The sequence below is a fragment of the Streptomyces sp. CA2R106 genome (assembly GCF_037034245.1).
Classification (GTDB): domain Bacteria; phylum Actinomycetota; class Actinomycetes; order Streptomycetales; family Streptomycetaceae; genus Actinacidiphila.
In genome coordinates this window covers 1-9,322 of record NZ_JBAGKC010000057.1, presented here as the reverse complement: position 1 = coordinate 9,322, position 9,322 = coordinate 1, and the positions used below count along the sequence as shown (strand labels likewise).

At 74.7% G+C, this 9,322-nt stretch carries 1 protein-coding gene; it reads right to left on the bottom strand.

What is annotated here, in order from left to right:
- Positions 1–9,315, bottom strand: a 9,315-nt coding sequence (locus tag WA788_RS34730) for an SDR family NAD(P)-dependent oxidoreductase (RefSeq protein ID WP_335984362.1), incomplete at its 3' end; no start/stop codon positions are given.
- Positions 9,316–9,322: the final 7 nt, after the last annotated feature.

Sequence of the window (9,322 nt, the reverse complement as noted above, 5' to 3'; positions counted from 1 at the left end):
GGCGTGGCCGATGTTGGACTTCACCGACCCCAGCCACAGCGGCCGGTCCCCGGGACGCTCCTGCCCGTAAGTGGCCAGCAGCGCCTGCGCCTCGATCGGGTCGCCCAGGGTGGTCGCGGAGCCGTGGGCCTCGACCACGTCGACATCGGCGGTGGTCAGGCGGGCGTTGGCGAGCGCGGCGCGGATGACGCGCTGCTGGGACGGCCCGTTGGGCGCCGTCAGGCCGTTGGACGCGCCGTCCTGGTTGATCGCCGAACCCCGCACCACCGCGAGGACCTTGTGCCCGTTGCGCTCGGCGTCGGACAGCCGCTCGACCACGAGCATGCCCGCGCCCTCGGAGAAGCCGGAGCCGTCGGCCGAGGCGGCGAAGGAGCGGCAGCGGCCGTCCAGCGACACGCCGCCGGCCGTGGCGAAGGCGATGAACACGTCCGGGGTGGCGCTGACCGTGACGCCGCCGGCGAGGGCGAGCGAGCACTCGCCGCTGCGCAGTGCCTGGCAGGCCATGTGCAGGGCGACGAGGGACGAGGAGCACGCGGTGTCGATCGTCACCGCGGGCCCTTCGAGCCCGAAGGTGTAGGACAGGCGGCCGGACAGCACGCTGGTGGCGTTGCCGGTGGCCAGGTGCCCTTCGGCGATGCCGGTGCCTTCCAGCGGCACGTCGTTGGCGTAGCGGGAGGAGTAGCCGCCGACGAACGCGCCGGTCTGGCTGCCGCGTACGGACAAGGGGTCGATGCCGGCCCGTTCGAACGCCTCCCAGGAGGTCTCCAGCAGCAGCCGCTGCTGCGGGTCCATCGCCAGCGCCTCACGCGGGCTGATCCCGAAGAACCCGGCGTCGAAGGAGGCGGCGTCCTGCACGAACCCGCCGACCTGCTCGTACGTCTTGCCGGTGCGCTCGGCCGCCGGGTCCTGGAGCATCTCCAGGTCCCAGCCGCGGTCGCGGGGGAACGGCCCGATGGCGTCCGCGCCGGACGCCAGGAGCTGCCACAGCTCCTCCGGTCCGGCCGCCCCGCCGGGGAAGCGGCAGGCCATGCCGACGATGGCGATGGCCTCGTCCGCGACCGGCAGCAGCGCCGCGGGGACGGCCGGGGACGCGGTGGCGGGCAGTTCGCCGGCGAGTTCCGCGCGCAGCATGGCGGCGAGCGCGGCCGGGGTGGGGTGGTCGAAGACCAGCGTGGCCGGCAGCCGCAGCCCGGTCTCCGCCTTCAGCCGGTTGCGCAGCTCGACCGCGATCAGCGAGTCGAAGCCGACGTCGGTGAAGGAGCGGCCGGGGTCGATGGCGGCGGGCGAGGCGTGGCCCAGGACGGCGGCGGTGTGGGCGAGCACCAGCTCCAGCAGCAGCCGGTCGCGTTCGGTGGCGGACACCGACGCCAGCTTCTGGCGCAGCGCGTCGCCGGCGTCGGCTCCGGCGCCCGCGACGGCGGCACCGGTCGACACGGCGGCGCGGCGGGCGGGCGCCCCGCCGGCCAGGGCGCGCCACACCGGCGGCACGTCCGCCCCGGCGCCCATCTGCCCGCGCAGCGCGGCCGCGTCGAGCCGGGCGGGGGTCAGCACCGCTTCGTCGCGGTCCAGCGCCACGTCGAAGACGACCAGTCCCTCGTCGGCGGACAGCGGCACGAAGGCGCGGTCGATGCGGGAGAGCGAGGTGGCGTCCAGGTTGCGGCCGATGCCCGCCTCGTGGGCCCACGGGCCGAGCTGCAAGGACATGCCGGCGAGTCCGGCGGCCCTGCGGTGCGCGGCGACGGCGTCGAGGAAGGAGTTCGCGGCCACGTAGTTGCCCTGGCCGGGCGCACCGAAGGTGACCGCGGCGGAGGAGAACATCACGAACCGCTCGAGGTCCAGGTGGGCCGTCAGTTCGTGGAGGTGCCAGGCCGCGTCGGTCTTCGGCCGCAGCACCGCGGACAGCCGCTCCGGCGTCAGGGTGGTGACCAGGCCGTCGTCCACGACGCCGGCGGCGTGCACCACCGAGCCCAGCGGGTTGCCGTCGGGGATGCCGTCCAGGACGGCGGCCAGCGCGTCCCGGTCGGCGGCGTCGCAGGCAATGACCCGCGCCCACACGCCGAGTTCGGCGAGTCCGGCGGCGAGCGCGGCCACTCCGGGCGCGGCCGGGCCGGTACGGCTGGTGAGCACCACGCCGCCGGCCCGTCCGGTCGCGACGAGGTGCCGGGCGACCAGCCCGCCCAGGGTTCCGGTGCCACCGGTCACCAGCAGCGAGCGCGCGGCGGGGTCGGCCTGCGGCGCGGACGGCCACTCGACCGCCGTGACCGCGCCTTCGGGCCGGGTCAGGCGCCTGCCGAAGCAGGTCCCGTCGCGGAGCGCGATCTCGGGTTCGCCGGTGCCGAGCGCGGCGGGGAGCAGCGCCACCTCGCCGCCGGTGCCGGTGGGAGTGCCGCTGTCGGCAGGGGCGTCGGTGCCGTTGGGGGCGTCGGCGTCCGCGGGGAGGTCGGCCAGCAGTATCCGGCCGGGGTTCTCGGCCTGCGCCGAGCGCAGCAGGCCGCGTACGGCCGCTCCGGCCAGGTCCGCCAGCTGCTCGCCGGCGGCCGTGTCGACGGCGCCGCGGGTGACGAACACCAACTGCGTGTCCTCCAGCCGGGGTTCGGCCAGCCAGTCCTGGAGGAAGCGGAGTGCGGCGCCGCCGGAGTCGCGTACCGCGGCGGGGAACTCCGCCCCCGCGTCGCCGGTGCCCGTGCCGAACAGGGCGTCGGCGCAGACCAGGACGGTACGGAGGTCGGCCGGGCCGGCCTCGGCGGCCGCGGCCAGCTCGGCGAGGCCGTCGAAGGCGGTCAGCGCCACTCCGGCGGCGGCCAGGCCGTCGGCCAGCCGGCAGGTGTCGGCGCCGAGCAGCGCCCAGGCGCCGGCCGGGGCCTCGCCCGCGCTGACCGCGGTCCACTTCGGTACGAACAGCGAGTCGCCCAACTCGTCTCGTCCGGCGTGCAGTTGGTCCACCGGGATGGGGCGCCGCACCAGCGACTCGACCGACACCACGGGGGCGCCGGTGGTGTCCGCGGCTGTCATCGCGATGGTGCCCTGGGCGTCCTGGCGCAGCTTCACCCGCAGCGCCGAGGCACCGCCCGCGTGCAGTTCCACGCCGGACCACGCGAACGGCATGGTGGCCTCGCCCGGCCCGTCCGCGGCAGAGCCGTCCGCGAGGACGGACACGTGCAGCGCCGCGTCGAGCAGCGCGGGGTGCAGGCCGAACGCGGCCGCATCCTGGGCTGCTTCCTCGGGGAGTGCCACCTCGGCGAAGAGGTCCTGCCCGCGCCGCCAGGCCGCCCGCAGGCCCTGGAAGGCGGGGCCGTAGACCTCCGCGAGGCGTACGGGGTAGACGTCCGAGACGTCCACCGGTGCGGCGTCGCGCGGCGGCCAGGCCGCGAGGTCGGGATCGGGCGTCCCAAGCGCCTCGCCGGGGGCGAGGGCACCGCTCGCGTGCAGGGTCCACGGCTGCTGTGCGGCCGCGCCCTCCGGACGGGAGAACACCTCGACCGCGCGGTGGCCCTCGCCTCCGGGCGCTGCCACCACGACCTGGACCTGGATGCCGCTGCCGTCGGCGGGCAGCACCAGCGGCGCCTGGAGCGTCAGTTCGTCCAGGACACCGCAGCCGACCTGGTCGCCGGCGCGTACGGCCAGCTCCACGAAGCCGGTGCCGGGCAGCAGCACCATGCCGCCCACGGCGTGGTCGGCCAGCCAGGCGTGCGTGTGCAGGGACAGCCGGCCCATGCACACCACCCCTGCGCCACCGGCGAGTTCGACGGCCGCGCCGAGCAGCGGGTGGCCCACGGCCCCCAGACCCAGCGACAGCGCGTCGCCGCCTGCCTTGGCGCCGAGCCCGCCGAGGACGCCTTTCGGCCAGAACCGCTCGTGCCGGAAGGCGTAGGTGGGCAGTTCCACCTGCTGCCCGGCGGGCAGGACGGCCGTCCAGTCCACCGGGGCGCCGTGGACGTACGCCTCGGCGAGCGACGTCAGCACCCGACCCGCACCACCGTCGTCCCGGCGCAACGTCCCACACAGCGCACCCGGCACCGCACCCGGACCAGCCTCCTGAGCAACCTCCTCCAACGACTCCGTCATCGCACCCAGCAACACCGGATGCGGCGACACCTCCACGAAGACCCGCTGACCCTCACCCGCCAGAATCCGCACCGCACGGTCGAAGTGCACCGTCGCGCGGAGGCTGCGGAACCAGTAACCGGCGTCCAACTCCTCACCGGTCAGGGTCTCGCCGGTCATCGCCGAAACCATCGGGACCCGGCCCCGACGAGGGTTGATCCCCGCCAGGACGGACGTGATCTCGTCCTCCAGGCGGTCCACCTGCGCCGAGTGGGAGGCGTAGTCCACCGCCACCATCCGCGCCCGGACACCCTCGGCCTCGAACTCCGCCTTAAGTTCTTCCAGTGCACCGGGCTCACCGGACACCACCACCGCCGACGGACCGTTGACAGCCGCCAGAGCCACGCTCTCCCCGAAGCGGGCCAACCGCTCCTCAACCTCAGCCGCGGACTTGCTGACCGACAGCATCCCGCCCGCACCCGCCAACACCTTCAACGACTGCGACCGCAACGCCACCACCCGAGCGCCATCCTCCAACGACAACATCCCCGCCACCGTCGCCGCCGCGATCTCACCCTGCGAGTGACCCACCACCGCCTCGGGGGCGACACCGGCCGCTTCCCATACCGCGGCCAGCGACACCATCACGGCCCACAACGCCGGCTGCACCACATCAGCCGCCTCAAGCGCCGGGGCGCCCTCAGCCCCCGCGAGCACATCGTGCAGCGACCACTCCACATACGGCGCCAACGCCGCCGCACACTCCGCAAGACGAGCCGCGAACACCGGCGACACCGACGCCAGTTCACGACCCATCCCCACCCACTGCGACCCCTGACCCGGGAAGACGAACACCGGACGCCCCACGGCACGCGCCGTACCCGACACCACCGCACCCGACGGCACACCCGCCGCCAAACTCTCCAAGCCGCCCACCAACGCGGCCCGGTCACCACCGACCACCACCGCCCGGTGCTCGAAAGCCGAACGCGTCGCCGCCAACGACCACGCCACGTCAGAGGGTTGCAGCTCGGGGCGCTCGTCGACCCACTCCCGCAACCGCCCGGCCTGCGCCACCAGCGCCTCCGCGGACCGGCCCGACACCAGCCACGCACCGGCGCCGTCGCCGGTCACCACCCCTGCCGCCGGCGCGGCCGGGTCGGCCGCCATGCCGTCCGACTGCTCGGCGGCGTCCGGCGCGGCGGGGGCCTCCTCCAGGATGATGTGGGCGTTGGTGCCGCTCATGCCGAACGCCGAGACACCGGCCCGGCGCACCCGGCCGTCGGACTGCCAGGGCCTGGCCTCGGTCAGCAGCCGGATGTCGCCCGCCGTCCAGTCGACGTGCGAGGACGGCTCGTCGGCGTGCAGCGTCTGCGGCAACTGCTCGTGCTGGAGCGCCAGCACCATTTTGATCACGCCGGCGACACCGGCCGCGGCCTGCGTGTGGCCGATGTGGGACTTGACGGAGCCCAGCCACAGCGGCCGCCCCTCGGGACGCTCCTGCCCGTAAGTGGCCAGCAGCGCCTGCGCCTCGATCGGGTCACCCAGCGTCGTACCGGTGCCGTGCGCCTCCACCACGTCCACGTCGGCGGCGGTCAGGCGGGCGTTGGCCAGGGCGGCGCGGATCACCCGCTGCTGCGACGGGCCGTTGGGGGCGGTCAGGCCGTTGGACGCGCCGTCCTGGTTGATCGCGGAGCCGCGCAGCACGGCGAGGACCTCGTGGCCGTTGCGTTGCGCGTCCGACAGCCGCTCCACGACCAGCATGCCGGCGCCCTCGGCCCAGCCGGTGCCATCCGCGTCCTCCGAGAACGCGCGGCACCGCCCGTCCATGGACAGCCCCTGCTGCCGGGAGAAGTCGATGAAGGTACCCGGGTGCGTCATCACCGTGGCGCCACCGGCGAGCGCCAGCGTGCACTCGCCGGAGCGCAGCGCCTGCGCGGCCATGTGCAGCGCCACGAGCGACGAGGAGCACGCCGTGTCCACGGTGACGGCCGGGCCCTCCAGACCCAGTACGTAGGACACCCGGCCGGACAGCACGCTGGTCGCGTTGCCGGTCAGGACGTGCCCTTCGGAGCCGGACTCGTCGCCCGCCATGGACAGACCGATCCCGTACCCGGAGGCGAACCCGCCGGCGAACACACCGGTGGCGCTCTCCCGCAGGGTCGCCGGGTCGATCCCGGCGCGCTCCAGCGCCTCCCAGGACGTCTCCAGCAGCAGCCGCTGCTGCGGGTCCATCGCCAACGCCTCACGCGGACTGATCCCGAAGAAGTCGGCATCGAAGTCGGCCGCGTCGCGCAGGAACGCGCCCTGGGCGACGTACGAGGTGCCCTCGCGTTCGCCGTCGGGGTCGTAGAGGCTCTCCAGGTCCCAGCCGCGGTCGGTCGGGAAGGCGCCCACGGCGTCCTGGCCGGAGCCGAGCAGCCGCCAGAACTCCTCCGGGCTCCCGGCACCGCCGGGGAAGCGGCAGGCCATGCCGACGACGGCGATGGGCTCGTCGGCGGGCAGCACCACGCCGGTGGTCGCCGGGGCCGCGGCGTCCGCCTGCCCGCCGGTCAGCTCGCCGCGCAGGAAGGCGGCCAGTGCCATCGGGGTGGGGTAGTCGAAGACCAGAGTGGACGGCAGCCGCAGGCCGGTGGCGGCGTTGAGGCGGTTGCGCAGCTCGACGGCGGTCAGCGAGTCGAAGCCGAGGTCCTTGAAGGCGCGCCGCTCCTCCACCGCGGCGGCCGAGGCGTACTGGAGGACGGTCGCCACCTCGCCGCGCACCACCTCCGTGAGGAGGCGCTCCTGCTCGGGACGGCCCAGCCCGGCCAGCCGCTGAGCCAGCGCCCCTTGCGGGCGGGCCGCGGCGGCCGTGAGCTCCCCGGCGGCGGTCAGGCGCCGCACCTCGGGCAGGTCGCGCATCACCGGGCGGGTCAGGGTCTCCGCGGCGGCGGAACCGGACGCCAACTGCGCCCAGTCCACGTCCATCACGGTCACCGCGGCATCCCGGCCCTGGAGCGCCTCGCCGAGGGCGCGGGCGGCCAGCCGCGGGTCCATCGCGGGCATCGGGCCGCGCTTGACCCGTGCCTCCACAGTGCTGCTGGACTCGGCCATGCCGCCACCGGCCCACGCACCCCACGCCACGGTGAGAGCGGCAAGCCCGCGGGAGCGGCGGTGCTCCGCCAGCGCGTCCAAGTACGCGTTGGCGGCCGCGTAGTTGCCCTGGCCCGGGGCACCCAGCGTGGAGGCGATCGAGGAGAACAGCACGAAAGCGTCGAGATCGCGGTCGGCGGTCAACTCGTCGAGCAGGGCGGCCCCTTGGGCCTTCACCCGCAGCACCGTCTCCAGGCGGGACGCGTCGAGGCGGTCCAGCACGCCGTCGTCCAGGACGGCGGCGGTGTGCAGTACGGACGCCAGCCGCGGGCCGGTCGCGTCGATCCGGTCCAACAGCGCGGTTAGCGGGGCCCGTTCGGCCACGTCACACGCGACGACCTCCACCGCGGCGCCGGACTGCGCCAGTTCGGCGGCGAGAGCGGCAGCCCCCTGCGCCGAAGCGCCCGAACGGCTGGTCAGCACCAGCCGTTCGGCACCGCGGCCGGCCAGCCAGCGCGCGACGTGCCCGGCGATCGCACCCGTGCCGCCGGTGATCAACGTGGTACCGAGGGGCGCCGGGTCCGGGGCACCCTGGACCTGCGCGGCGCGTCCCAGGCGCCGGCCCAGGACGCCGGCCGTACGGATGGCCACCTCGTTCTCGTCACAACCGGCCAGCACCCCGGCCAGCCGCACACCCGCCCGATCACCCAACTCCACCGGCAGGTCCACCAACCCGCCCCACCGCTCCGGATGCTCCATACCGACCACCCGACCCAGACCCCACACCTGCGCCTGCACGGGATGGGCCAGCACCTCACCCGGACCAGCCGCGACCGCACCGGAGGTGGCGAGCCACAACGGTGCCTCGATCCCGGCGTCGCCGAGGCCCTGCACCAGGGCCAGCGTCGCCGCCAGACCGGCAGTCACCGCCGGGAACTCCGCCAACGGCGCCTCGTCCAACGCGAGCAGCGACAGCACCCCGGAGACCTCCGACGTCCCCGCCATCTCGCCCAGCAGCACGGCCAGTTCGGCGCGGTCCACCGTGCCGGACGGCACCTCGACCACCACGGCCTCGGCACCACGCGCCGCCAGCACCTCCGCACACCGCTGACCCCACACACCCTCGACACCAACCGGCACCACCACCAGCCACGTACCCGACAACACCGCCGCATCGGGCTCCGAGACAGCCGTCCACGAGGTGCGATAACGCCAGTTCGCCGTCAGCGAGCGGTCCAACTCGCGACGCCGCCACGACGCCAACGCCGGCAGGAGCGTACGAAGCTGCTCCTCGTCCTCCACCGCCAGGGTGTCGGCGACCTGCGCCAGGTCGCCCTCCTCCACGGCCGCCCAGAACTGCACCTCGGCCGGGGTGCTCGCGCCGTCCCCGCCGGCGGCCGCCGGGGGCCCGAGGCGCAGCACGCCCTCGGGCCAGAACCGCTGGTGGCGGAAGGCGTACGTGGGCAGCTCCACCTGGGTGGCGGCGGGCAGCACCCGCTTCCAGTCCACCGGAGCACCCTCGACGAACGCCCGAGCCAGGCCCGTCGCGAGGTCGGTCACGCCCTCGTCGGTACGACGCTGGAGCGGCACGAACGCCGGCTCCACACCCTCCACGACGGCCACAGCGTCAGGGCCGAGGGAAGACAGCGAACCGTCCGGGCCGACCTCCAGGAAGACCGTCACCCCTTCCCTGGCAAGGGCCGCGACCGCGTCAGCGAAACGCACCGCCTGCCGCACCTGCCCAGGCCAGTAACCAGCCTCCGGCTCCGACACCAACTCACCCGTCAGAGCACCCGCCCACATCACCTCCGGACGACTCAACCCGATCCCATCGGCGACCGCTTCAAGCTCCGCCAACACCGGGTCCATCGCCGGCGAGTGGAACGCGTGCGAGACGCGGAGCGGACGCACCCGGTGACCGCGCTCGCGCCACAACTCCACCAGGGCGTCGACCGCTTCGACCGCGCCGGACACCACGACCGAGTCCGGACCGTTCACCGCGGCCACCGCGACCGCGCCCGTCACCTCGGCGAAGGAAGCGACAACCTCCGCCTCCGGCGCCTTGATCGACGCCATCGCCCCACCCGACGGCAACTCCTGCATCAACCGCGCCCGCACCGCCACCAACTTCGCCGCGTCCGGCAGCGACAGCACCCCGGCGACGTAGGCAGCAGCCACTTCACCCACCGAGTGCCCCACCACCGCA